This window comes from Streptomyces bottropensis ATCC 25435, assembly GCF_000383595.1.
Lineage (GTDB): Bacteria > Actinomycetota > Actinomycetes > Streptomycetales > Streptomycetaceae > Streptomyces > Streptomyces bottropensis.
This window is the reverse complement of the sequence record NZ_KB911581.1, coordinates 734473-758669: the sequence shown is the minus strand read 5'-3', so window position 1 is coordinate 758669 and position 24197 is coordinate 734473. Positions and strand designations below refer to the sequence as shown.

Annotated in this window: 24 protein-coding genes; 10 read left to right on the top strand and 14 right to left on the bottom strand. The window is 71.3% G+C overall.

Annotated elements, in window-relative coordinates:
* The first annotated feature begins 213 nt into the window (after window positions 1-213).
* The 6 genes from STRBO_RS0103380 to cseC all read left to right on the top strand — a co-directional run bounded on the left by STRBO_RS0103380 (window position 214) and on the right by cseC (window position 6142).
* A complete protein-coding gene (locus tag STRBO_RS0103380) occupies window positions 214-1272 on the top strand; it encodes an LLM class flavin-dependent oxidoreductase (protein WP_005475739.1) in 1059 nt (352 codons plus the stop codon).
* A gap of 188 nt (window positions 1273-1460) precedes the next feature.
* Window positions 1461-2378 (top strand): HhH-GPD family protein, encoded by a 918-nt coding sequence (locus STRBO_RS0103375; protein ID WP_020113782.1) that lies wholly within the window; start codon window positions 1461-1463, stop codon window positions 2376-2378.
* Window positions 2379-2730: 352 nt separating this feature from the next.
* Window positions 2731-3282: a SigE family RNA polymerase sigma factor gene (locus STRBO_RS0103370; RefSeq protein ID WP_020113781.1), complete on the top strand. Its 552-nt coding sequence runs from the start codon at window positions 2731-2733 to the stop codon at window positions 3280-3282.
* A complete protein-coding gene (locus STRBO_RS0103365) occupies window positions 3270-3953 on the top strand; it encodes a hypothetical protein (RefSeq protein WP_020665485.1) in 684 nt (227 codons plus the stop codon). Before STRBO_RS0103370 ends, STRBO_RS0103365 begins: the two co-directional genes overlap by 13 nt.
* An 81-nt stretch (window positions 3954-4034) precedes the next feature.
* Window positions 4035-4739, top strand: coding sequence for a two-component system response regulator CseB (cseB, locus tag STRBO_RS0103360; protein ID WP_005475747.1), 705 nt, complete (start codon window positions 4035-4037; stop codon window positions 4737-4739).
* Window positions 4740-4753: 14 nt separating this feature from the next.
* Window positions 4754-6142, top strand: a complete 1389-nt coding sequence (cseC, locus tag STRBO_RS0103355) for a two-component system sensor histidine kinase CseC (protein ID WP_005475749.1) — start codon at window positions 4754-4756, stop codon at window positions 6140-6142.
* 154 nt (window positions 6143-6296) lie between these two features.
* On the opposite strand, the gene STRBO_RS0103350 is transcribed toward cseC, so the two are convergent.
* Window positions 6297-7898 carry an MDR family MFS transporter gene (locus STRBO_RS0103350; RefSeq protein WP_005475751.1) on the bottom strand — a complete coding sequence of 534 codons (1602 nt, stop codon included), beginning with the start codon at window positions 7896-7898 and terminating at the stop codon, window positions 6297-6299.
* A 167-nt stretch (window positions 7899-8065) separates the two neighbouring features.
* On the opposite strand from STRBO_RS0103350, the gene STRBO_RS0103345 reads away from it, so the two are divergent.
* A complete protein-coding gene (locus STRBO_RS0103345) occupies window positions 8066-8686 on the top strand; it encodes a TetR/AcrR family transcriptional regulator (RefSeq protein ID WP_005475752.1) in 621 nt (206 codons plus the stop codon).
* A gap of 90 nt (window positions 8687-8776) precedes the next feature.
* On the top strand, window positions 8777-8965 hold the full coding sequence (locus STRBO_RS0103340; protein WP_005475753.1) for a hypothetical protein: 189 nt from the start codon (window positions 8777-8779) through the stop codon (window positions 8963-8965).
* A gap of 22 nt (window positions 8966-8987) precedes the next feature.
* Here STRBO_RS0103340 and STRBO_RS0103335 read toward each other — a convergent pair whose 3' ends face one another.
* The 3 genes from STRBO_RS0103335 to STRBO_RS0103325 form a co-directional block, all read right to left on the bottom strand.
* Complete coding sequence (locus STRBO_RS0103335) at window positions 8988-9581, bottom strand: M23 family metallopeptidase (RefSeq protein ID WP_028796442.1); 594 nt, start codon at window positions 9579-9581, stop codon at window positions 8988-8990.
* 572 nt (window positions 9582-10153) lie between these two features.
* Window positions 10154-10330 (bottom strand): hypothetical protein, encoded by a 177-nt coding sequence (locus tag STRBO_RS43655; RefSeq protein ID WP_005475755.1) that lies wholly within the window; start codon window positions 10328-10330, stop codon window positions 10154-10156.
* A 521-nt stretch (window positions 10331-10851) separates the two neighbouring features.
* Window positions 10852-13377, bottom strand: a complete 2526-nt coding sequence (locus tag STRBO_RS0103325; RefSeq protein WP_005475756.1) for an ATP-dependent Clp protease ATP-binding subunit — start codon at window positions 13375-13377, stop codon at window positions 10852-10854.
* Window positions 13378-13807: 430 nt separating this feature from the next.
* Between STRBO_RS0103325 and STRBO_RS0103320 the strand changes: the two genes are divergently transcribed.
* Window positions 13808-14464: an SCO3374 family protein gene (locus tag STRBO_RS0103320; protein WP_005475757.1), complete on the top strand. Its 657-nt coding sequence runs from the start codon at window positions 13808-13810 to the stop codon at window positions 14462-14464.
* On the opposite strand, the gene STRBO_RS0103315 is transcribed toward STRBO_RS0103320, so the two are convergent.
* The 10 genes from STRBO_RS0103315 to STRBO_RS0103270 form a co-directional block, all read right to left on the bottom strand.
* On the bottom strand, window positions 14443-14778 hold the full coding sequence (locus tag STRBO_RS0103315; RefSeq protein WP_020113779.1) for a histone-like nucleoid-structuring protein Lsr2: 336 nt from the start codon (window positions 14776-14778) through the stop codon (window positions 14443-14445). The two genes, STRBO_RS0103320 and STRBO_RS0103315, sit on opposite strands and share 22 nt — an antisense overlap.
* A 292-nt stretch (window positions 14779-15070) precedes the next feature.
* The gene (locus STRBO_RS0103310; RefSeq protein WP_005475760.1) at window positions 15071-15604 is read right to left on the bottom strand and encodes an amino-acid N-acetyltransferase; all 534 of its coding nucleotides are present in this window, start codon (window positions 15602-15604) and stop codon (window positions 15071-15073) included.
* 9 nt (window positions 15605-15613) lie between these two features.
* Window positions 15614-16075, bottom strand: a complete 462-nt coding sequence (locus STRBO_RS0103305) for a BlaI/MecI/CopY family transcriptional regulator (RefSeq protein ID WP_020665484.1) — start codon at window positions 16073-16075, stop codon at window positions 15614-15616.
* A gap of 132 nt (window positions 16076-16207) precedes the next feature.
* The gene (locus tag STRBO_RS0103300; protein WP_005475762.1) at window positions 16208-16396 is read right to left on the bottom strand and encodes a hypothetical protein; all 189 of its coding nucleotides are present in this window, start codon (window positions 16394-16396) and stop codon (window positions 16208-16210) included.
* Between the two features lie 19 nt (window positions 16397-16415).
* Window positions 16416-17078, bottom strand: a complete 663-nt coding sequence (locus tag STRBO_RS0103295) for a hypothetical protein (RefSeq protein WP_237547563.1) — start codon at window positions 17076-17078, stop codon at window positions 16416-16418.
* A 220-nt stretch (window positions 17079-17298) separates the two neighbouring features.
* Window positions 17299-18096, bottom strand: a complete 798-nt coding sequence (locus STRBO_RS0103290; RefSeq protein ID WP_005475764.1) for a type III pantothenate kinase — start codon at window positions 18094-18096, stop codon at window positions 17299-17301.
* A 13-nt stretch (window positions 18097-18109) separates the two neighbouring features.
* Window positions 18110-19096, bottom strand: coding sequence for a carboxylating nicotinate-nucleotide diphosphorylase (nadC, locus tag STRBO_RS0103285; protein ID WP_005475769.1), 987 nt, complete (start codon window positions 19094-19096; stop codon window positions 18110-18112).
* 5 nt (window positions 19097-19101) lie between these two features.
* Window positions 19102-20817, bottom strand: coding sequence for an L-aspartate oxidase (locus STRBO_RS0103280; protein WP_005475770.1), 1716 nt, complete (start codon window positions 20815-20817; stop codon window positions 19102-19104).
* Window positions 20814-21806, bottom strand: a complete 993-nt coding sequence (gene panC, locus STRBO_RS0103275) for a pantoate--beta-alanine ligase (RefSeq protein WP_005475772.1) — start codon at window positions 21804-21806, stop codon at window positions 20814-20816. The genes STRBO_RS0103280 and panC overlap by 4 nt, the downstream gene beginning before the upstream one ends.
* Window positions 21803-22768: a Rossmann-like and DUF2520 domain-containing protein gene (locus tag STRBO_RS0103270; RefSeq protein WP_028796441.1), complete on the bottom strand. Its 966-nt coding sequence runs from the start codon at window positions 22766-22768 to the stop codon at window positions 21803-21805. The genes panC and STRBO_RS0103270 overlap by 4 nt, the downstream gene beginning before the upstream one ends.
* A gap of 208 nt (window positions 22769-22976) precedes the next feature.
* On the opposite strand from STRBO_RS0103270, the gene STRBO_RS0103265 reads away from it, so the two are divergent.
* On the top strand, window positions 22977-24167 hold the full coding sequence (locus STRBO_RS0103265) for a threonine aldolase family protein (protein WP_005475774.1): 1191 nt from the start codon (window positions 22977-22979) through the stop codon (window positions 24165-24167).
* Window positions 24168-24197: the final 30 nt, after the last annotated feature.

The following is a 24197-nucleotide window of genomic DNA, read 5'->3' as shown; positions in this document are numbered from 1 at the left end:
CGTTCCGGAAGGCGCCCCCGCCGGACGCCACATGATCGCGGTACGTGATCACAACGCCCGAACGGGCACCCTCCGTGACCGGATCGGCGTCGTGCCGCGCCCGGCCGTCCGGGCGAACTTACGGCCCTCGCACCGCCGTTCACCGTCTCCTCATCCACAACTGCCACAATCTCCCCATCACCGCGCAGTGCGTCGACGTGACGGGAGAAGACGATGGACGGATCCGTGGAGGGCGGCGTCACCGTGGCGACGCCGAGGCCATTGCGGAAGCTGGGGTTCCTGACCATCGGGCTGTTCGACGAGGCCGATCCGCGCCGGGGTCACGAGTCGACTCTGGAGATCATCGAGTTGGGTGAGCGGCTCGGCTTCGACAGCGCGTGGCTGCGCCACCGTCATCTGCAGTACGGCATCTCCTCCCCCGTCGCCGTGATGGCGGCGGCCTCGCAGCGCACGAGCCGCATCGAACTGGGCACCGCCGTCATCCCGTTGGGCTGGGAGAACCCGCTGCGGCTCGCCGAGGACCTGGCCACGGTCGACCTGCTCTCCGGCGGCCGGCTCAACCCGGGGATCAGCGTCGGACCCCCGATGCACTACGACACCGTCAAGGCCGCGCTCTACCCGGACACCGCCGACGCCGAGGACTTCGGCTTCGATCGGGTCCGGCGGCTCCTCGGCTTCGTCCGCGGTGAGCCGGCCAGCGACTTCAGCGGCACCGAGGGGTTCGAGGTCTTCTCCGAGCGGGTGCAGCCGCACTCCCCCGGGCTGGGGAGCCGTATGTGGTACGGCGGCGGCAGCCTCCGGTCGGCGCGGTGGGCCGGCGAGAACGGTATGAACTTCCTGACCAGCAGCGTCGTGAAGGCCGAGGGCGAGACGAGCGGGGCGGTGGACTTCGCCGGGGTCCAGCTCTCCCACATCCGGGAGTTCCGGGCGCACCACCCCGAGGGGGCGGGGGCCCGGGTCTCGCAGGGGCTCGTCGTCATCCCCACCGACTCGGCGACGGCGGAGCAGCGCGCCCGGTACGAGGCGTACGCGGCGAAGCGGCTGCCCCGGACCACCGCGCCGCAGGGGCCGGGGCGGCTGCTCTTCGCACCCGACCTGGTGGGTACGTCCGCGGAGATCGCCGAGCGGCTGCGGGCACAGGTCGCCTTCCGGGAGGTCGACGAGGTGGCGTTCGCCCTGCCGTTCACCTTCGAGCACGAGGACTATGTGCAGATCCTGACCGACATCGCGACGAAGCTGGGGCCGGAGCTGGGGTGGCGGGTCGGCGGTTGAGGCGGGCCTGGGGGGGGTGAGGCGGGCCTGTGGTTGAGGCGGGCCTGGGGGTGAGGCGGGCCGGTGGTTGAGGCGGGCGCGGCGTCAGGTGTCTGGGGTGCGTCGGCCCGCAGCCGGCCGACCCACCCCAGACACCCCCCGCCAGAACCCGCCCCCACCCACCCCCGCATGGCAGGATCGACCGTGCCATGACTGCACCCACGAAGCCTCAGAGCAGCCCTGCCGACGCAACCCCGACCGCACTGCACACCCCGGTGATCGCCTGGTTCGAGACGCACGCCCGTGACCTGCCCTGGCGGCGGCCGGAGGCCGGACCCTGGGGGGTGATGATCAGCGAGTTCATGCTGCAGCAGACGCCGGTCAACCGCGTACTGCCCGTCTACGAGCAGTGGTTGGCGCGCTGGCCCCGTCCTGCGGACCTCGCGAAGGAACCACCGGGCGAGGCGGTCCGCGCCTGGGGCCGGCTCGGATACCCGCGTCGCGCCCTGCGGCTGCACGGCGCCGCGGTGGCCATAACGGAACGGCACGGCGGGGACGTACCGCGGGAGCACGCGCAGTTGCTCGCGCTGCCGGGGATCGGCGAGTACACGGCCGCGGCGGTGGCGTCGTTCGCCTACGGCCAGCGGCATGCCGTGCTCGACACCAACGTGCGGCGCGTCTTCGCCCGCGCGGTCAGCGGCACGCAGTACCCGCCGAACGCGACCACGGCCGCCGAACGGAAGATGGCCCGTGCCCTGCTGCCGGAGGACGACGGTACGGCGTCCCGCTGGGCGGCCGCGTCGATGGAGCTGGGCGCGCTGGTGTGCACGGCGAGGAACGAGACGTGCGGAAGCTGTCCGATCGCCGGGCAGTGCGCGTGGCTGCTGGCCGGGAAGCCCGCGCACGAGGGCCCGGCGCGGCGCGGTCAGACGTACGCCGGTACCGACCGTCAGGTCCGCGGCAAGCTCCTCGCCGTACTGCGGGACGCGACCTCGCCCGTACCGCAGGCGGTCCTGGACCGGGTGTGGGACGAGCCGGTGCAGCGTGCCCGCGCGCTCGACGGGCTGGTCTCCGACGGCCTGGTGGAGCCCCTCCCCGGCGGCCTGTACCGCCTGCCCCTCACCTGACGGCCGGCCCGCCGTACGTCACAGGCCACGCATGGCCGAGGCTCGACCGCAACACGGACCGCATCCCTGCCCGACGGGGTGAACCGGCGCATTCCGGCCCCAAAGGGCAGGTTGCTCTACCCCGTTCCTCCTTCTGTTACACAACCGACGGACAGCCGAGCGTTCTCCGCAGGCTGGTTCGGACGTCCTCGTGACAACCCCTCCGTAGCTTCATTGGCGTACCGCAGGAACCCGCGAAACGAACCAGCGGACCAGGCGGCACGAGCGGATCGCACCAGCGAGACGAAGTGGCGGACAACCGGCGCCGCGCGACAGCGCGGACGCCGGAAACGGGGAACGGAGGCGGTTGATCATGGCGCACGGCGAGGTGCTCGAATTCGAGGAGTACGTCCGTACCCGGCAGGACGCGCTGCTGCGCAGCGCCCGTCGGCTCGTGCCGGACCCGGTCGACGCCCAGGATCTGCTGCAGACCGCGCTGGCCCGGACGTACGGCCGCTGGGACGGCATCGCGGACAAGCGGCTGGCGGACGCCTATCTGCGCCGGGTCATGATCAACACGCGGACGGAGTGGTGGCGGGCCCGGAAGCTGGAGGAGGTCCCGACCGAGCAGCTGCCGGACGCCCGTATCGAGGACTCCACCGAGCAGCACGCGGACCGCGCCCTCCTGATGGACATCCTCAAGGTTCTGGCACCCAAGCAGCGCAGTGTCGTGGTCCTGCGACACTGGGAGCAGATGTCCACGGAGGAGACGGCCGCCGCCCTCGGCATGTCGGCCGGCACCGTCAAGAGCACACTCCACCGTGCGCTGGCCCGGCTCCGCGAGGAGCTGGAGTCGCGGAACATCGACGAGCGTGCCGCCCGCGCGTTCGAAGCGAGCGAGGAGCAGGAGCGTTGCGCGGCCTGAGCACAGTGGCCGGCCCGGGGCCAGGAGCCCGGCAGGCCCCGAAGGCGGTGATCACGGCGGTGGCCGTGCTCGCCGCCCTCGGCCTTTCCGTCTCCGCCTGCGGCACGGGCGGCACCGGCGCCCGCGACGAGGGCCCGGCCGACAACGACTCCCTCGCGGCGGGCGCGGCCTCGCCGTCCGTCTCCGCGTCGGTGGACGGTGAAAGCGGCGGTGATCACCCGAGCGTCGACGAGGTCGTCCGCATGGTCCGCGCGGACCCGGAGGTCAGCCGGACCGTCAAGAGCGACCTCAAGCCGTGCGTGGCCGACGAGTACCCGGTGGACGTGACCTACGGGAACCTGACCGGAGGCGCCGGCGACGACCTCGTGGTCAACGTGATGACCTGCGCGGACGCCGTAGGGGTGGCGTCGTACGTGTACCGCTCGGAGAAGGGGGCGTACCGGAGCGTCTTCCTGTCCGAACAGCCCCCCGTCTACGCGGAGATCGACCGGGGCGACCTCATGGTCACCCGGCAGCTGTACGAGAATGGCGACCCGTCCTCCTACCCGTCCAGCGAGGAGGTCACGACCTACCGCTGGATCAAGGACAGCTTCGTACAGCGCTCCAGCACGCGCACCGAGTACAGCAGCGCGGTGGGCGGCACGGAGACGGCGACCCCCGAGCCGGGCTGACCCGGGCGCCGGGAGCCGCGCCGCGCGCGGCGACCCGACCGGTTCGTCCCACCCCCGACCGAGAGCGAGCGAGATCACCGGATGGCAGAGCAGACCCATGTCCTGTTCGTCGAGGACGACGACGTGATCCGCGAGGCCACCCAGCTCGCGCTGGAGCGCGACGGCTTCGCGGTCACGGCCATGCCCGACGGGCTGTCCGGGCTGGAGGCGTTCCGCGCGGACCGGCCGGACATCGCCCTCCTCGACGTCATGGTGCCGGGCCTGGACGGGGTCTCCCTGTGCCGCCGTATCCGTGACGAGTCGACCGTCCCCGTGATCATGCTCTCGGCACGCGCCGACTCCATCGACGTGGTGCTGGGCCTGGAGGCGGGCGCCGACGACTACGTGACGAAGCCGTTCGACGGTGCCGTCCTGGTCGCCCGGATCCGCGCGGTGCTGCGCCGCTTCGGGCACGCGAGCGGTGACGCCAAGGGCGAGGAGGCCGGGGCCGCGAGCACCGGCGGAGTGCTCACCTTCGGCGAACTGGTCATCGACACCGAGGGCATGGAGGTTCTGAAGTCCGGGGTGCCGGTGGCGCTGACGCCGACCGAGATGCGGCTGCTGCTGGAGTTCTCGTCGGCCCCCGGCACGGTCCTCTCCCGCGACAAGCTGCTCGAACGCGTGTGGGACTACGGCTGGGGCGGCGACACCCGGGTCGTCGACGTCCACGTCCAGCGACTCCGCGTGAAGATCGGCCAGGACCGCATCGAGACGGTCCGCGGCTTCGGCTACAAGCTCAAGGCCTGAGCGGGGCGGGGCAGATGAACACGAGGGCGGTACGAGGGGGGCGGCCGCCGGAGCCGTCGGGCGCCGGCGGCCGCCGGTCCCGCGCGGGGCTCGCCTCGGGCATCCGCACCGGCCTGCGGTGGCAGTTGAGCGCGGCGATCGCGCTGGTCGGCGCGCTGGTCGCGGTCGCGCTGAGCCTGGTCGTGCACAACGCGGCGCGGGTCTCGATGCTCGACAACTCGCGCGACCTCGCCGACGAGCGCATCCAGGTCGCCCAGCGCATGTACGAGTCGGGACGTCCGCTGAAGTCCGGTGCCTTCGGGGTGCGGCTCGACGACCCCGACATCCCCAAGGACCTCCTGGCCAAGGTCGCGGAGGGCCGCCGGGCCACCTATGTGTCCGAGGGCCGCAACGGGGTGCCCGACATCTGGGCGGCCGTCCCGCTGAAGGACAAGCGCGTCCTCTCCCTGCACACCGACTTCACCGACCACAGCTCCGCGGTGCTGCGCGACCTCGACCAGGCCCTGCTCATCGGTTCCATCGCGGTGGTCTTCGGCGGCTCGGCCCTCGGGGTGCTCATCGGCGGCCAGATGTCCCGCCGGCTGCGCAAGGCGGCCGCCGCCGCGCACGAGGTGGCCATGGGCGAGTCCGACGTACGGGTGCAGGACGCGATCGGCGGTGTCGTACGCGACGAGACCGCGGAGCTGGCGCGGGCCGTGGACGCCATGGCCGACACACTGCGCCAACGTATCGAGGCGGAGCGGCGGGTGACGGCCGACATCGCGCACGAGCTGCGTACGCCGGTGACCGGTCTGCTCACGGCGGCGGAACTGCTGCCGCCGGGCCGGCCCTCCGAGCTGGTCCGCGACCGGGCGCAGGCGATGCGGACGCTCGTGGAGGACGTGCTGGAGGTGGCGCGCCTGGACGGGGCGTCCGAGCGGGCCGAGTTGCAGGACATCATGCTGGGCGAGTTCGTGGCCCGGCGGGTGGCGGCGAAGGACGCGGAAGTGCGGGTGCGGATCGTGCACGAGTCGGAGGTGACGACGGATCCGCGCCGGCTCGAACGCGTCCTGCTCAACCTCCTGGCGAACGCGGCGAAGCACGGCAGGCCGCCGATCGAGGTGTCCGTCGAGGGCCGTGTCATCCGCGTCCGCGACCATGGGCCCGGCTTCCCCGAGGACCTGCTCGCGGACGGTCCGCGCCGTTTCCGCACCGGCGCCTCCGACCGCGCGGGCCAGGGGCACGGCCTCGGGCTCACGATCGCCGCCGGGCAGGCCCGCGTCCTGGGCGCCCGCCTCACCTTCCGCAACGTCCGCCCGCCCGGCTCCCCGGACAACGTCCCGTCCGAGGGCGCGGTCGCGGTCCTGTGGCTCCCGGAACACGCCCCCACGAACACGGGCAGCTATCCGATGCTGCCGATGTGACCCGGGGGTCGTGGGTCATCCGCGGGTGAGTGGGGCCCGGTCTTCTAGGGGCGCGGGGAACTGCGCGAGCAACCACGACGCACCCGCACCCGCCAACGCACCGAACCCCCCGAGCTCTCATGCGCGCTCAGGGGGTCAAAGGCACACGGCGTAATCAGATCGCCGCCGTCTCCCGAACCGCGGCCTCACCGGCGGAGCCCACCGCAGGCGTCCCCCCGGCCCCCCGCAACGGCACCTCCTTCACGAACACCGCGGCCACCAACGCCACCACGGACACGATCGCCCCCAGCAGGAACGCCGAGTGCGTCCCCGAAGAGACCGCGTACTGGTACGCCTCCCGCGCCGCCACCGGCAACTTCGCCAGGCTCGCCGCGTCCAGCTGTGCCGACCGCTCGGTCACCTGGGACCCCAGCGCCCCGGCCCGCTCGGCCATCACGTCCTGCACACGGCTGTTGAACAGCGCGCCCATGATCGCGACGCCGAAGGACGACCCGAGCGTCCGGGCCAGTGTGGTGGTCGAGGAGGCGACACCCATGTCCTTCATCTCGACGCTGTTCTGCGCGACCAGCATGGTGATCTGCATCAGGCAGCCCATACCGGCACCCAGCACCGCCATGTACACCCCGGACGTCACCCGGCTCGTCCCGGTGTCCATCTGCGCCAGCAGGAACAGGCCCACGATCATCAGGACGCTCCCGACGACCGGGAAGATCTTGTAGCGACCGCTTCCCGTGGTGACCCGTCCGGCCACCATCGACACCGCGAGCATCGCGCCCAGCATCGGCAGCAGCAACAGCCCGGAGTTGGTCGCGGACGCGCCCTGCACGGACTGCTGGAACAGCGGCAGGAACAGCACCGCGCCGAACATCACGAACCCGGTGAAGAAACCGATCAGGGACATCAGCGTGAAGTTCCGGCTGCGGAAGATGTGCAGCGGGATCACCGGATCCGCCACCCGCTTCTGCACGAAGAGGAAGCCGACCAGCGAGGCCACACCGAGCGCGATCAGCTCCATGACGACGGCCGACCCCCAGGCGTACTCGGTCCCGCCCCACGTCGTGACCAGCACGATCGCCGTGATGCCGACGGTGAGCAGGGCGGCGCCCAGATAGTCGATGTCCCGTGCCGACCGGCCGTCCCGCGACGGCTTCGGCAGATGCAGTACGGCACTGATGGCGACCAGCGCCACGACCCCGAGCGGCAGGTTGATGTAGAAGGACCAGCGCCAGCCCCAGTGGTCGGTGATGGACCCGCCCACCAGCGGCCCGGCGATCATGGCCAGGGCCATGACACCGGCCATCATCCCCTGGTACTTGCCCCGCTCACGCGGCGGAATCAGGTCGCCGATGATCGCCATGACGCCGACCATCAGGCCACCGGCACCGAGCCCCTGCACCGCGCGGAACGCGATCAGCTGGCCCATGTCCTGGGCCATCCCGCTCAGCGCCGACCCGATCAGGAAGATCACGATCGAGGTCATGAAGACCCGCTTGCGGCCGTAGAGGTCGCCGAGCTTGCCCCAGATCGGAGTGGAGGCCGCGGTCGCGAGCGTGTACGCGGTCACGACCCAGGAGAGGTGTTCCAGGCCCCCCAGCTCGCCCACGATCGTCGGCATCGCGGTGCCGATGATCATGTTGTCGAGCATCGCCAGCAGCATGGCGATCATGAGTGCGAGCAGTACCACCCGCACACTGCGCGGCTGCGGCCCGTCCTTCTCGGCCCCACCGCTCACTTCGTTCTTCGTCTCCGCGTCCATTGCGGTCCTCCACTCCCCCCGGAGCCACCGAGTACTTACTTGCCGACCGGCTAGTTGTCTACACTAAGGGAAGCTAGGTCCCTAACTAGCCGGGCGTCAAGTAAGTTCGACGGGCTTGGCCGAGCCTTGACCGGCCCAGGCCTTCCGCGACGGCGAGGAGTACGAGGATGAGCGACCCGACAGCGGACGCGACGGACGTGACACGGGTGACGGCGAAACGGCAGCGCCGCGGCGACACCCGTCAGCGCATCCAGGACGTCGCCCTCGAACTCTTCGCCGAACAGGGGTACGAGAAGACCTCGTTGCGGGAGATCGCCGAACGCCTCGACGTGACGAAGGCGGCGCTCTACTACCACTTCAAGACCAAGGAAGACATCCTCATCAGTCTCTTCCAGGATCTGCAGCGGCCGATCGACGAACTGATCGAGTGGGCCGGCACCCAGCCGCGCACCCTCGACACCAAGCGCGAGATCCTGCGCCGCTACAGCGTGGCCCTGGCCGACGTGGCGCCCCTGTTCCGCTTCATGCAGGAGAACCAGGCGACGGTACGCGAGCTGAGCGTCGGGGAGTCGTTCAAGGACCGGATGATCCGCCTGGTCGACACCATCAAGGAACCCGACGCCGCCCTGACCGACCAGGTCCGCTGCACGAGCGCCCTGTTCACCATGCACGCCGGCATGTTCGTCCTCCGGGACGTCGAAGGCGACCCCGAGGAGAAGCGCGAGGCGGTCCTGGAGGTCGCGATCGATCTGGTGACCCAGGCCCACGCGGGCACCCAAAGTCCCTGAAAACCTGAGCAACGCTCTTGAAGGGCCCTGTATCCGGGTAAACCCTCAGTGCCTTCGGGGACCTCCCGAGCATCCGCACGAGGAGGCCCCGTGAACGCCGAGGACTACGCCCGCATGACCGACGAGGAACGCGCGGAGTTCCTCCGTGGACGCCACCATGTCGCCCTCGCCGTCACGGCGGCGGTGACGGTCGTGATGCTCGTGCTCATGGTGTTCTTCATCGACTACTACGCGGACACCCCGATGTGCGGCACGGGCCAGGACTACGGCCCGTGCTGACCCGGCACGCTCACCCGCGGCCTCAGACGGTGACACCCTTGACGCGCAGGAAGGCGACGGGGTCGACGGCGGAACCGTAGTTGGCGGTCGTACGGATCTCGAAGTGCAGGTGCGGGCCGCTGGAGTTACCGGTGTTGCCGGAGAAGGCTATGCGCTGCCCGGTCTTGACGACCTGCCCGGCCTTCACGCCGACCTTCGAGAGGTGGGCGTATTGCGAGAACTGGCCGTTGGCGTGCTTGATGACGACGGCGTTGCCGTACGCGGGACCGTCACCGGCACCGTTGCCACCGGCCTTCACGACGGTGCCGCCGTGCGCGGCGAAGACCGACGTACCGCTCTTGACGGCGAAGTCCTGCCCGCTGTGCTTGGCGGACCACATGTTGCCGGCCTGCGCGAACCGCGCGCTCAGCTTGTAACCCTTGACCGGGCTGACCCAGGAGGCCGCCTTCTTGGCGGCGGCCTGGACGGTACCGGCGCTCGCGGCCGGAGCCCCGTCGGCGGCGGACGCGATCCCGGCCCCCAGCACACCCGAGACCCCCATCCCGACGGCCATCACGGCGGCACGGACACGGAGCTGGGACGTACGGGTACGGGGAGTGCGAACACGCTGCGACATGGAGTACCTCACGGGGAACGGAGACAGGGACTGTGCCTCGACGGACACGAATCCCACCCGGCGCACCTCGCGGCCGCCGAACGGGACACCCCTTGGTACCCCTAAGCCCCGAAAGCCCCCAAACGTGTGACCTACGACCGAACGTCGTACTCCATCAGAAATCCCCCCACTCCTTGACAGCCGCCCCCAAACACCTCCCCACCTGCACACCACCCCCCGAAACCCACACCCCTAGACCTAAAAGTCCGTTTTGCCCCACAGGCGCCATCCACTATTCCGCGTAGTACCGCCCGAACCCCGAGTGCGCCATGTCACCGCCCCCGGAATCGGAAAGCCGCGAAATGTGACCCCGCCAACGCGACCCGCATCACTCGAAACCCGCGGGAAATGCTCCCCTCCCGAACCACACCACCCCAGGGGAGAAGAGTGGAAGCGTCAGCGATAGGCCTTCGCCCGGCATCGAGCGCGGTGACACCGCTGACCAGAAACTACGCGTGGCCGCCGGCCCCGGCAGGACGGGCCCTCGCCTACATCGGCCGTCGGTGACGGCTGGACTGCCAGGCAGGCACAACTCAGCTCAGGGCGCTGCGTCGCCCGGGGATTCGCCGCAGGATCCAGATCGTCGGCGACATCGAATCCGCCGACATCCGTTCCGCTCTCCGTCCGGGCCAGGTCGGGAAATCGTCGTACGCGACAACCGTGTCCTCGGGAATCTCGATTTCCTGGCCGAGCAGGACACGCTCAATCACTCCCGCTCACCTGGCTCTCCATGAACTCCCTCGCGACGCTGGAAAGACCGGGCGCCCTTCATCCACCAGGAGCCTCGGCCACCCTGCGAGGCGCTCGCCACCGCTGTCCCGCTCTGCGCGGAATCCGTCGATGAGGCGCTTCCAACGGCACCTGCCGCTGGAGTACCTGCGATTCACCCGGGACGCGCCGCGGTTCACCGGGCCGCGCGGAGCGCGTCATATGCGCTCGGTGAAGCGGCTGAGCCTCAGGAATTGCGCCTGCACCGGAACGCCACGGGCTGGGCGGCGGGGCCGGTACTGCCGCCATGACCGGTCTCGCGCTCAACGCGGTCACGGGCGCGGAAGACCTTTCCGGAATCCCGGAATTTCCGGCCCGCGGACGGCGAGCATTGACCTGGCGCCGAACGTGTCCGACGCACCCGAACACCTGTTGGAACACCTTCCCGGCGCATAAAAAAGGGGCTGCCCCAGGACCGAAGTCCCGGGGCAGCCCCTTCGCGCGCTCAGGCCGAGCGCGGCGGTTACGCGTCCTTGCTCAGGTTCGGACCCGCACCGCCGGCCGCCTGCTCGATCGGCGGGACGTCCGGCAGCGCCGCCTTCTCCTCACCCCGGAAGGTGAAGGTGGCCGTCTCGCCCTCGCCCTCGGTGTCCACGACCACGATGTGGCCGGGGCGCAGCTCGCCGAAGAGGATCTTCTCGGAGAGGGTGTCCTCGACCTCACGCTGGATGGTCCGGCGCAGCGGCCGGGCGCCCAGCACGGGGTCGTACCCCTTCCTCGACAGCAGTTCCTTCGCGGCCTGGGAGAGCTCGATGCCCATGTCCCGGTCCTTGAGGCGCTCGTCGACCTTGCCGATCATCAGGTCGACGATCTTGAGGATGTCCTCCTGCGTCAGCTGCGGGAAGACGACGACGTCGTCGACGCGGTTGAGGAACTCGGGCCGGAAGTGCTGCTTCAGCTCGTCCGAGACCTTGTTCTTCATGCGCTCGTAGTTGGTCTTCTTGTCGCCCGAGGCCGCGAAGCCCAGGTTGAAGCCCTTGGAGATGTCCCGGGTGCCGAGGTTGGTCGTCATGATGATGACCGTGTTCTTGAAGTCCACGACCCGGCCCTGGGAGTCGGTCAGGCGACCGTCCTCCAGGATCTGCAGCAGCGAGTTGAAGATGTCCGGGTGGGCCTTCTCGACCTCGTCGAAGAGGACGACGGAGAACGGCTTGCGGCGGACCTTCTCGGTCAGCTGGCCGCCCTCTTCGTAGCCCACGTAGCCGGGGGGCGAACCGAAGAGACGGGAGACCGTGTGCTTCTCGCTGAACTCCGACATGTCGAGGGAGATCAGCGCGTCCTCGTCACCGAAGAGGAACTCGGCGAGCGCCTTGGACAGCTCGGTCTTACCGACACCGGACGGGCCGGCGAAGATGAACGAACCACCGGGACGCTTCGGGTCCTTGAGGCCCGCGCGCGTACGACGGATCGCCTTCGACAGCGCCTTGACGGCGTCGACCTGGCCGATGACCCGCTTGTGGAGCTCGTCCTCCATGCGCAGCAGACGCGAGGACTCCTCCTCGGTCAGCTTGAAGACCGGGATGCCGGTGGCGGTCGCGAGGACCTCGGCGATCAGCTCGCCGTCGACCTCGGCGACGACGTCCATGTCGCCGGCCTTCCACTCCTTCTCCCGCTTGGCCTTGGCGGCCAGGAGCTGCTTCTCCTTGTCGCGCAGGGAGGCGGCCTTCTCGAAGTCCTGCGAGTCGATCGCGGACTCCTTGTCACGGCGGACGCCGGCGATCTTCTCGTCGAACTCGCGGAGGTCCGGCGGGGCGGTCATCCGGCGGATGCGCATCCGGGAACCGGCCTCGTCGATCAGGTCGATCGCCTTGTCCGGCAGGAAGCGGTCCGAGATGTACCGGTCGGCGAGCGTCGCCGCCTGCACCAGGGCCTCGTCCGTGATGGAGACGCGGTGGTGCGCCTCGTACCGGTCACGGAGGCCCTTGAGGATCTCGATGGTGTGCGGGAGCGAGGGCTCGGCGACCTGGATGGGCTGGAAGCGGCGCTCCAGGGCCGCGTCCTTCTCCAGGTGCTTGCGGTACTCGTCCAGCGTGGTGGCACCGATGGTCTGCAGCTCACCGCGGGCCAGCATCGGCTTCAGGATGGAAGCGGCGTCGATGGCGCCCTCGGCGGCACCCGCACCGACCAGCGTGTGCAGCTCGTCGATGAACAGGATGATGTCGCCGCGGGTGCGGATCTCCTTGAGGACCTTCTTCAGGCGCTCCTCGAAGTCACCGCGGTAGCGGGAGCCGGCGACCAGCGCGCCGAGGTCGAGGGTGTAGAGGTGCTTGTCCTTGAGGGTCTCGGGCACCTCGCCCTTGACGATGGCCTGGGCGAGGCCTTCGACGACGGCGGTCTTGCCGACGCCGGGCTCACCGATGAGCACCGGGTTGTTCTTGGTACGGCGGGACAGCACCTGCATGACCCGCTCGATCTCCTTCTCGCGCCCGATGACCGGGTCGAGCTTGGACTCACGAGCGGCCTGGGTGAGGTTCCGGCCGAACTGGTCAAGGACCAGGGACGTCGAGGGGGTGCCCTCGGCGGGGCCGCCGGCGGTGGCGGTCTCCTTGCCCTGGTAGCCGGAGAGCAGCTGGATGACCTGCTGCCGCACCCGGTTGAGATCTGCGCCCAGCTTGACCAGGACCTGGGCGGCGACGCCCTCGCCCTCACGGATCAGGCCGAGCAGGATGTGCTCCGTGCCGATGTAGTTGTGGCCCAGCTGAAGGGCCTCGCGGAGCGACAGCTCCAGGACCTTCTTGGCACGGGGGGTGAAGGGGATGTGGCCGGACGGAGCCTGCTGCCCCTGCCCGATGATCTCCTCCACCTGCTGGCGGACCGCCTCGAGCGAAATCCCGAGGCTCTCCAGGGCCTTAGCGGCGACACCCTCACCCTCGTGGATCAGGCCCAGGAGGATGTGCTCGGTGCCGATGTAGTTGTGGTTGAGCATCCGGGCTTCTTCCTGAGCCAGGACGACAACCCGCCGCGCGCGGTCGGTGAACCTCTCGAACATCGTTAATCGCTCCTCAGAGCGGTCAGGCAGTGAGGGGACGCTCCCCTCGCTGTCCTTCCGCAGCTTAGTCCCGCAAGCGGGGACCGCTCATTCCAACTGCCGACACCGTCCTTGGCCTCCTGACCCCGAACGCCGACATCTGCTCCAACCCGATGGTGCGAGACGATGTTCCCGCAGGCCAGGCAGTTACCCTCACCATCAGTACGCCGATGGCGAACGTGAGACGGCCTTTTCTGCGTGTCGCCCCCTCCCACTAGGGATGTCTTACCCGTAGGGACTGACACTCCATGCCGGATGCACCGGTTCCCTCCGCTACGGGCGAACATCCTTGCGTCGTCACCCACCGCCGAACGCCCCCTTTCCCGGCACTCTTCGCACTCGCGCGAACACCCAGCGTAACTCCGGGCCTCTTCGCACGGTTGCTCCTGACATGGCCATCGTCCCCCTTCCCCGCCGACCGCTCGACCCGAGCGGTTTCCCGGGTGCCGTCGCGCGCGATGTTCCGGGTGACGTCGCCTGCGACGCGGTGCGGCAGTGGTACGAGAACGAGCTCGGCTGGGCGACCGTGCCCGGGGCGCCCGTACACCTCATTACGGGCCTGCGCTTCGATGTGCTCGACGTGCCGGCGGAGGCGGGGGTCGCGGCGCTCAGGCATCTGGGCCCGGTGCCGGGGCCGGGCTCACCGGTGGCGCTGTGCGAGGGGCGGATGCTGCTGCTGGTCGCGGCGGGCTGCGCGGAGGAGCTGCCGGGCCTGCTGGAGTGGCTGGACTGGGGCGGCCTCGACCTGGACCTCACTGCCGTCGGAACGGGCGGTCACCTGGCGGCGCCGGCGCCTCCGGGCGGGGCCGGAAGGCGGGTGGGCGGGCGCGGGGAGGCCGGTTCACAGGGGGCCGCCGAGTGGTTGCGGCCCCCCGAGCCGGGGTGCGAGGTGGAACCCTCGCTGCCGAACATGTCGGCGTTGGGGGGCGGTGGGGGCGCCCCCGACCTCGTGCGGGTGCTGGACACGGTGGCGACGCACTGCCACCGCGTCCGGCTGCGGCGCGCGAGCACCGGGCCGTCGGAATCTCAGCCGTTGGCCTTCTCGTAGGCCTCGCGGATGGAGGCGGGAACGCGACCGCGGTCGTTGACCTCGTAGCCGTTCTCCTTCGCCCAGGCGCGGATGGCCGCGGTGTCCTGGCTGCCGCCGACGGCCGCACGGGTCTTGCCGCGCCCGCCCGCAGCACGGCCCCCGGTACGCCGACCACCCTTGACGTAGGGGTCGAGAAGGCCGCGCAGCTTGTCCGCGTTGGCGGTCGTGAGGTCGATCTCGTAGGTCTTGCCGTCCAGCGCGAACGTCACGGTCTCGTCCGCCTCGCCGCCGTCGAGGTCATCGACAAGAAGGACCTGAACCTTCTGTGCCACCGGATTTCCTTTCATCGGTAACTTCAGGGTCGAGGGCCTGCGGCGTGCGCCGCTGTTTCGCGTCCCCTGTTATATGCAGTACTGCAGTACGTCGGAAAGCAAACCGCTTTTCCAGGAAAAACACAAACCCCTGGGAGAGACCGGGGAGAGACCGCGGAGAGGGCGGGCAGCCCTGGGAAGACCGGAAACATGCGCGTTTCGGACATAGGGCACCCGGGCAAGGCGAACCCCTGTTGAATAGGAGTCGAGGTTCCCCGATGAAGCCCGGCCTTCCTTGCGGATCGGCCGACGATCACAGATGCAGAAGCATCCGGCTGTTGCCCAAGGTGTTCGGTTTCACCCGTTCGAGACCGAGGAACTCCGCGACGCCCTCGTCATAGGAACGCAGCAGCTCGGCGTAGACATCGGTGTCCACCGGAGTCTCGCCGATCTCCACGAAGCCGTGCTTCGCGAAGAACTCGACTTCGAAGGTCAGACAGAAAACCCGGCGAACACCCAGCCAGCGAGCGGTGTGGAGCAACTTCTCCAGCAACTGGTGGCCGACGCCGAGACCCTTGGCTTCCGGGTGCACGGCGAGAGTGCGGACTTCCGCGAGGTCTTCCCACATCACGTGCAGCGCGCCGCAGCCGACGACCTCGGCGTTGTCGTCCCGTTCCGCGACCCAGAACTCCTGAAGGTCCTCGTAAAGCGTGACCGTCGCTTTGTCCAGCAGGATGCTGGACTGGACGTACGCGTCGAGCAGGCGGCGCACGTGCGGGACATCGCTGGTCCGAGCCCGCCGGACGGTGATGGCTTTTGAGGTGACTTCGGGACGCGATGCTGGCATGAGCGGACGCTATCGCCCGGGGAGATCCGGGGATTCGCCGGGGGTCCCCTGTGTTTCACCGGACGATTCGGCGGATTCGCCGGCGGTTTCAACAGGGGTTTCGACGACCGGGGCGGCGGTGTCGGCCGGTTCGGGTTTGACGGCGTCGGGGCCCTGCACGATGCGTACGGCGTCGGTGAGCGCCTGCCGCTGTTCCTCGCTCATCATCCCGAAGAAGGCGACGAGGGCCGCCGCCGGGTTGTCGCTCTGCGACCAGGCCTCGTTCATCAGTGCGGCCGCGTAGGCAGCGCGTGTGGAGACCGCCTCATATCGATAGGCCCGGCCTTCCGCCTCCCGGCGCACCCAGCCCTTCTGATGGAGATTGTCCAGAACGGTCATCACCGTGGTGTACGCGATGGACCGTTCCTTCTGGAGGTCTTCCAGGACTTCCCGAACGGTCACCGGGCGGTTCCACTTCCACACCCGCGTCATGACCGCGTCTTCGAGTTCTCCCAAGGGGCGAGGCACAGTTCCGCACAATATCCGAAGAGACCCCGACAGACAGAACAAAAAGGGCGTACGACTCGAAAAACACACGAGTCGTACGCCGAGGGAGGTGTCGCGTCAGGCGCTGGTGCCCTTCGGGCCGTCGCCGGCCTGGCGGGCGTTCTCCGCGCGGGCGAGGGCCGCGTCGACCACCGCGTCCTCCTTGGCCTTGTTGGGCCCGCCCTGGGTCTTCACGATCACCCTGATGACGGCGATGAACAGCACGGCCATCACGAAGGGGGGCAGCAGCGCGGAGACGTAGTCCATGGGTCCAGGGTAGCCAGCGTCAGACGGCGGCCAGCTGTTGGGGCGGGTTCGCGGGCGGGGCGGCCGGTCTGCGCTTGGGCGGGAAGACCTCGCCGGGGGTGGGGACGGGGCGGCGGGCCGGGCTCGGGGCGTCCGGGCGGGGCACGGGGCCCGGCTTCTCGGCGGGCCGGGCGGGACGGGACGGCCGGGCGGGCTTGGGCTCGGCGGGGTCCCCGGCGGCGGCGTACGCGCGCGTGGCGGATGCCGGCAGGCCGCCGGGGAGGGCGGTGAGCCGGAGCCGGGAGCGGCCGGAGCCGGAGCGGGAGGCGGGGACGATCATCGGGCGGCAACGCTCCAGGAGGGACGCGGCGGTGGGGTTGCCGCGCAGCGCGCGCAGGGCGGCGAGATCGTCCGGGCGGGGGTGGTACCCGGCGTCCAGGGCCTGCGCGAGGAGGGCCGCGTAGCCCGTGACGGTGCCGGGGAGGGCGGCCCGGTAGCGGGCGAGGTCGGCCAGCAGGAAGGCCCTCAGACGGGCTTCCTCACGGGTCGCCTCGTCGACGGACTCGGCGAGCCGGAGGCAGTCCTGCACCTCCTGCGCCGAGGCGGGGGTGGGGTTGAGGGCGAGGGCGAGGGCACGGCGGAGCACGCGAAGCTCCTCGGCGCCGAACGCCATGCCGCCGCGGGTTCCGTGGGGCGTGGGCATGCGGCGACGATACGCGCTAATCAGACAAAAGAGGGTTGATGGGGGCGTGTGGCGCGGGGGACCACCCGCCTGGGTGGACCGGGGGCGTGGTGAGGGGTGGGGGTGTGGGGTGTGTGGGGTGTGGGTGCGTCGGCGGGTGCGGGTCCGGTGGGGCGTCTCGCGCAGTTCCCACTCACCCGCACCCGCCGACGCGCCCCGCCCTCACCCCCCACCGCGCCCCTCAGAGACGCGACACGTTCCGCTCGTAGACCAGCCGCAACCCGATCAGCGTCAGCCACGGCTCGTGTTCGTCGATCACGGACGACTCGCCGAGCACCATCGGCGCGAGCCCACCCGTCGCGATGACCGTCACGTCCTCGGGATCGTCGGCCAGCTCACGGACCATCCGGCCCACCACCCCGTCGACCTGCCCGGCGAACCCGTAGACGATCCCGGACTGCATCGCCTCGACCGTGTTCTTGCCGATCACACTGCGCGGCCGGGCCACCTCGATCTTGCGGAGCTGGGCGCCCTTGACGCCGAGCGCCTCGACGGAGATCTCGATGCCGGGGGCGATGACGCCGCCCACGTACTCCCCGCGCGCGCTGACCGCGTCGAACGTCGTCGCCGTACCGAAGTCGACGACGACGGCCGGGCCGCCGTACAGCTCGACGGCGGCGACGGCGTTGATGATGCGGTCGGCGCCGACCTCCTTGGGGTTGTCCGTGAGGATCGGGACGCCCGTCTTGACCCCCGGCTCGACGAGGACCGCGGGGACGTCGCCGTAGTAGCGGCGGGTCACCTCGCGCAGCTCGTGCAGGACGGACGGGACGGTGGCGCAGATGGCGATGCCGTCGATGCCGTCGCCCAGTTCCTCGCCGAGGAGCGGGTGCATGCCCATGAGGCCCTGGAGGAGGACCGCCAGTTCGTCGGCGGTGCGGCGCGCGTCGGTGGAGATGCGCCAGTGTTCGACGATGTCCTCGCCGTCGAACAGACCGAGGACGGTGTGGGTGTTGCCCACGTCGATCGTCAGCAGCATGGCCGTCCCCGCTCTACTCGGCCGCGCGCAGGTCGAGGCCGATGTCCAGGATCGGGGACGAGTGCGTCAGGGCCCCGACGGCCAGGAAGTCGACGCCGGTGTCCGCGTACGCCTTCGCGTTGGTGAGGGTCAGGCGGCCCGACGCCTCCAGGAGGGCGCGGCCGTCGACGAGCGCCACGGCCTCCTCGCACTCGATCGGCGTGAAGTTGTCGAGGAGGATCAGGTCGGCGCCCGCGTCGATGACCTCGCGCAACTGGTGGAGGGTGTCCACCTCGACCTCGATGGGCACCTCGGGGAACATCGCGCGCACGGCCTCGAAGGCCTGGGCGACACCACCGGCGGCGACCACGTGGTTGTCCTTGACGAGGGCCGCGTCCGAGAGGGACATGCGGTGGTTGACCCCGCCGCCGCAGCGGACCGCGAACTTCTCCAGGGAGCGCAGACCCGGCGTCGTCTTACGGGTGTCGCGCACCTTCGCCTTCGTGCCCTCCAGGGTGTCCGCCCACGCGCGCGTGGCGGTGGCGATGCCGGAGAGGCGGCACAGCAGGTTCAGGGCGCTGCGCTCGGCGGTGAGGAGGTCGCGGGTGGCGCCGGTGACGCTGAGGAGCTTCTGGCCGGCCTCGACGCGGTCGCCGTCGTCGACGTGCCGCTCGACCTCGAACTCGTCCGTGCAGGCGACCGAGAGAACCGCCTCGGCGATCCTGAGGCCCGCCACGACGCCGCCCTCGCGGGCGGTGAAGTCGGCGGTGGCGCGGGCGTCCTCGGGGATGGTCGCGACCGTGGTGACGTCCACACCGTGGTCGAGGTCCTCCTGGATCGCGACGTTGGCGATGTCCTCGACCTCCACGGGATCGAGCCCGGCGTCGGCCAGGAGCTGGGCGAGCGCGGGGTCGAGCCCGCACTCCAGGTACTCCTCTTCGGCCGGCCCGTCGGCTGCGCCACAGGCGCAGCCGTCGCCGCAGCCGCCGCCGGAGGCGAGGGGAAGTTCGGGGGTGCTCACGTCTGTCACTGCTCCTGGTGATGCGGCCGGGTCGGGGGGAAGTCTGCGGTATCGGTGGTGTGTACGGCGAGGGTCCGGTCCGGATTCAGCCGTACGACGATGTGGCGGCGCCAGGCGGCGTCGTCGCGGTCGGCGCGGTCCTCGCGCCAGTGGCAGCCGCGCGTCTCCTCACGCAGCCGGGCGGCGGCGACCAGGACGCGGGCCACGCACAGGAGGTTGGTGGTCTCCCAGGTGTCGACGCCGGGCTCGGCCGTCTTGCCGTTCTCGGCGAGGGTGTCGCGGGCCTGCGCGTGCAGCCGGTCCAGGGCCGCCGCGGCGGTCGCGAGGGAGGTCGCGGAGCGCAGGACGCCGGCGCCCTCGGTCATGGTCCGCTGGATCGCGAAGCGGATCTCCGGTTCGAGCAGCGGGTGCGCGGGCTTCTCGGCGTACGGGACGGGCTGGGGCACGCGCGCGTGGAGGTCGTCGCCCGCGTGGGCGGCGGCGATGTCGGCGACGATGCGCTCGGCGTAGACCAGGCCCTCCAGGAGGGAGTTCGAGGCCAGCCGGTTGGCGCCGTGGACGCCGGTGCAGGCGACCTCGCCGCAGGCGTAGAGGCCGGGGACGGTGGTGCGGCCGTGGGAGTCGGTGCGCACCCCGCCGGAGGCGTAGTGGGCGGCCGGGGCGACCGGGATGGGTTCGGTGACGGGGTCGAGGCCGTGGGCGCGGCAGGCGGCGAGGATCGTCGGGAAGCGGTGCTCCCACATGTGGGCGCCGAAGTGCCGGGCGTCGAGGTACATGTGCTCGGCGCCCTGTTCCTGCATGCGGCGCATGATGCCCTTGGCGACGATGTCGCGGGGCGCCAGTTCGGCCAGCTCGTGCTGCCCGAGCATGAAGCGGACACCGCCGGCGTCGACCAGGTGGGCGCCCTCGCCGCGTACGGCCTCGGAGACGAGGGGCTGCTGGCCCTCCGCGTCGGCGCCCAGGAACAGCACGGTCGGGTGGAACTGGACGAATTCGAGGTCGGAGACCTCGGCGCCGGCCCGGAGCGCGAGCGCGACGCCGTCGCCGGTGGACACCGACGGGTTGGTCGTCGCCGAGAAGACCTGGCCCATGCCGCCCGTCGCGAGGACGACCGCCGGGGCGTGGACGGCTCCCACGCCGTCGTGCTGGCCCTCGCCCATGACGTGCAGGGTGACACCGGCGGTGCGGCCGTCGGCGTCCAGCAGGAGGTCCAGGACGAGCGCGTTCTCCACCGTGCGCAGTCCCCGCGCGCGGACCGCCTCGACGAGTGCCCGGGAGATCTCGGCGCCGGTCGCGTCGCCGCCCGCGTGGGCGATGCGGCGGCGGTGGTGGCCGCCCTCGCGGGTCAGCTCCAGGCCGCCCTCCTCCGACTCGTCGAAGTGGGCGCCGGTCGCGATCAGGCGGCGTACGGCGTCGGGGCCCTCGGTGACGAGGAGCCGTACCGCCTCCTCGTCGCACAGGCCCGCGCCGGCCACCAGGGTGTCGTCCTGGTGCTGCTCGGGGGTGTCGCCCTCGCCGAGAGCGGCGGCGATGCCGCCCTGGGCCCAGCGGGTGGAGCCGTCGTCGAGGCGGGCCTTGGTGACGACGACCGTGCTGAGGCCGGCGGCCTCGCAGCGCAGCGCGGCGGTGAGGCCGGCGACGCCCGAGCCGACGACCACGACGTCGGCGTCGACGGACCAGCCCGGGGCCGGCGCGTGCAGTCGTATGCCTGTGCTGGTCACGAGGCGGCTCCGAAGGTCAGGGGGATGTTGTCGATCAGCCGTGTCGTCCCCACCCGGGCCGCGACGGCGAGGACGGCCTCGCCGGTGAAGTCGTCGGGGATGTCGGTGAAGTCGGACGGGTCGACCAGGGCCAGGTAGTCCAGGGCGAGCGGCGGCTTCATGCGCAGGGCCTCGTCGAGGACCAGGCGGGCGGCGGCGCGGACGGCGGCCGGGCCGCCGGGGGCGGACTTGGCCATGGCGTGCGCGTCGGCGGCCGCGCGGGACTCGCCGATCGCGCTCAGGGCCTCGGCACGCGCGCGCGTGGCGGGCACCTCGCGGGCCCGCGCGCGCAGCGCCTCCTGCGCGGCGTGCCGGTCACGGCCCGCGAACAGCGCCTGGGAGAGGGCGAGGGCGGTGCGGCGCTCCTCGGTGGACAGATACCGGTTGCGGCTGGACAGGGCCAGGCCGTCGTCCTCCCGGACGGTCGGCACGCCCACGATGTCCATCCGGAAGTTCAGGTCGCGGACCATGCGGCGGATCAGGGCGAGCTGCTGGGCGTCCTTCTGGCCGTAGAGCGCCACGTCGGGGCGGGTGAGGTGCAGCAGCTTGGCGACGACGGTGAGCATGCCGTCGAAGTGGCCGGGGCGGGCGGCGCCCTCCAGGCGCTCCCCCATGGGACCCGCGGTGATCCGGACCTGGGGTTCGCCGCCCGGGTAGACCTCGTCCACGGCCGGGGCGAACACCACGTCGGCGCCCGCGGCCTCGGCGAGCTCGACGTCGGCGTCCAGGGTGCGCGGATAGCGGTCGAGGTCCTCGCCGGCGCCGAACTGGAGGGGGTTGACGAAGACCGTCACCACGACCTCGCCCGTGCCGCCCGCGATCTCCCGCGCGGTGCGGATCAGGGTGGCGTGGCCCTCGTGCAGGGCGCCCATGGTCATCACGACGGCCCGGCGTCCCGCACCCGCGCGTGCGTGCAGTTCGTCGGCGGTGCGCAGCACGGTGGTGGTCATCGGGTGTCCCCTTCGGTCCCGTCGGTCCCGTCGGTGCCGCCCGCACCTGCGGTGCCTTCCGTCGTGCCCGCGAGCACGCCGAGGAGGTCCTCGGCCAGTTCCGGCTTGAGCAGGCCGTGGGCGAGGGCGCGGTCGGCGGTCGCGCGGGCCATCGCCAGATACCCGGCGACGGTGGCCGGTGCGTGCGCGCGCAGCTCGGCGACGTGCGCGGCGACCGTGCCGGCGTCCCCGCGCGCGACGGGGCCGGTGAGCGCCGCGTCGCCCGACCTGAGCGCGTTGTCCAGGGCGGCGCCGAGCAGGGGGCCGAGCATGCGGTCGGGGGCGGTGACACCGGCCGTGCGCAACAGCTCCATGGACTGGGCGACCAGGGTGACCAGGTGGTTGGCGCCCAGGGCGAGGGCCGCGTGGTAGAGCGGGCGACTCTCCTCGGCGATCCACTCGGGCTCGCCGCCCATCTCGATCACCAGCGCCTCGGCGGCCATCCGCAGCTCGTGCGGGGCCGTGACCCCGAAGGAGCACCCCGCGAGCCGCTGCACGTCCACCGCGGTCCCCGTGAACGTCATCGCGGGGTGCAGCGCCAGCGGCAGCGCGCCGGCCCTGAGAGCGGGGTCCAGGACCTTCGCGCCGTACCGGCCGGAGGTGTGCACGAGGAGCTGCCCCGGGCGTACGGAACCGGTCTCGGCGAGGCCCTCGACCAGCCCCGGCAGGGCGTCGTCGGGGACGGTCAGCAGGACCAGGTCCGCGTGGCGCAGCACGTCGGCGGGGGGCATCAGCGGGACGTCGGGCAGCAGTTCGGCGGCGCGGCGGCGGGAGGCTTCGGAGACGCCGGAGACGGCCACCGGGCGGTGACCCGCCAGCTGGAGCGACGCCGCCAGCGCGGGACCGACGCGGCCGGCGCCGACCACCCCGACGGCGAGCCGCGCGGGGCGGTTCCTCGGCTCTGGTTGCTCGAATGTACTCACGCGGTGGTGGCCTTCCCGTTCCAGTCCGCTCCGGGTACCGGACGATTTCTCGTCATGTTAACGCGATTGGTTCGAGAGGCGTTCGGTCGTCCACAGGCTGTGGGTGGCCGCCGGACGTTTCCGCAGGTCGTGTCCGAGGGTCCGGATGCGCGGGAAGCGGCGTGAAAAACCGGTGCCGTCGGGGCCGGGCCCGGGGGATGATCCCGGGATGAGCGACACGGCGGACACCACAGGGCAGGAGGCGGCCGCCGAGGAGTCCCCGGCCGCGCGGCGGTACCGGCGGCGGCAGGTGGCCCACCGGGCGGCCGGGCGGGTGCTGGCGCGCCCGAGCGCGCTGGCGACGCTTCGGGAGCGGCTCGCGCTGCTGGACGCGGCCGGCGACGTGTACGACCTGGACGAGACGGCCGACATGTACGGCAACGGGGTCGTCGAGGCCCTGGAGAGGCGGACCGCCGCGCTGCTCGGCACGGAGGCCGCCGCGTTCTTCCCGACCGGCACGATGGCCCAGCAGGTGGCGCTGCGCTGCTGGGCGGCCCGCACCGGGAACCCGGCCGTCGCCCTGCACGGCCTCGCCCACCCCGAGATGTACGAGCGGCATGCGTTCAGCCAGCTCAGCGGGTTGCGCCCGGTGCGGCTGACGAGCGAGTCGCGGCTGCCGACCGCCGACGACGTACGCGGTCTCGACGAGCCCTTCGGGGCGCTGATGCTCGAACTCCCGCTCAGGGAGGCCGGTTTCGTGCTCCCCTCCTGGGAGGAGCTGGAGGAGGTCACCGAGGCCGCCCGCGAACGGGACGCGGTGGTCCACTTCGACGGGGCGCGCCTGTGGGAGTCGGCGACCCACTTCGGCCGCCCGGTGGCCGAGATCGCGGCCCTCGCCGACAGCGTCTACGTGTCGTACTACAAGTCCCTCGGCGCCTACGGCGGTGCCGCGATCGCCGGCCCCCGGACCCTGGTCGACGAGGCGAAGGCCTGGCGGCACCGGTACGGCGGCCAGGTCTTCCAGCAGTTCCCCACCGCGCTGTCGGCCCTCGTCGGTCTGGAGCGCGAGCTGCCCCGGCTGCCGGAGTACGTCCGTCACGCGCGCGTGGTCGCCGCCGCGCTGCGAGAGGGGTTCGCGGCGGCGGGCGTGCCCTGGGCCCGGGTGCACCCCGAGGAGCCCCACACCAACGAGTTCCAGGTCTGGCTGCCGTACGAGGTCGACGTCGTCGCGGAGGCCGCCGTCCGGCAGGGCGAGCAGACGGGCGCGCTGCTCTTCGCCCGGCCATGGGACCAGGGCGGGCCGGGGCTGGCGGTCACCGAGATCGAGGTGCGCGCGGCCGCCCTGGAGTGGACGGCGGCGGACGTGAGCAGGGCCGTGGCGGACTTCGTGGCGCTGGTGGGGAAGGTCGCGGGCGAGTAGCCCGGCGTTACCGGAAACCGTCGGTACCGG